At 30.9% G+C, this 417-nt stretch carries 1 protein-coding gene; it reads right to left on the reverse strand.

What is annotated here, in order from left to right; all coding sequences use genetic code 11:
• Positions 1-417 (reverse strand): type I restriction enzyme endonuclease domain-containing protein (locus tag L988_RS09695; protein WP_047383803.1); only part of this gene is annotated, 417 nt, incomplete at both ends.

The raw sequence follows: 417 nt of genomic DNA on the forward strand, positions 1-417 counted from the left end.
AGGATTATCTCCTTTATCCTCAGTTTCTAACTTAATAACACTAGCTTTAACAGCTTTAAAGTAACTTATCTCATCATTTAAAGCCTGTCCATTAGAAGTTGTTATACATAGAGAGTGAGCCTTAGCTAGTGCTAAAACATTATCAATAAATCTTTTCTTAATTTCAGGTTCATCATTTTCAAAACCTAAGATGTAATCCATCCCCTCTATAATAACTCTAGCTCTATCTAAAGCACTACCGCTTTTATATTTTGAATAATCAAAGTGATGGAATATCTCTTTTACAATTTCATAGTGTTCAATCATAAGAGCTACAGCTTTTTCTGTATCTACTCCAGTTGTCTTTTGATCATTTGCTGTATATTGTCTTAATGCTTTTTTAAGTGCATCTCCTATTCCAATATAGTCTACAACTAA

This window comes from Cetobacterium sp. ZWU0022 (genome assembly GCF_000800875.1).
In the GTDB taxonomy this organism is placed as follows: Bacteria; Fusobacteriota; Fusobacteriia; order Fusobacteriales; family Fusobacteriaceae; genus Cetobacterium_A.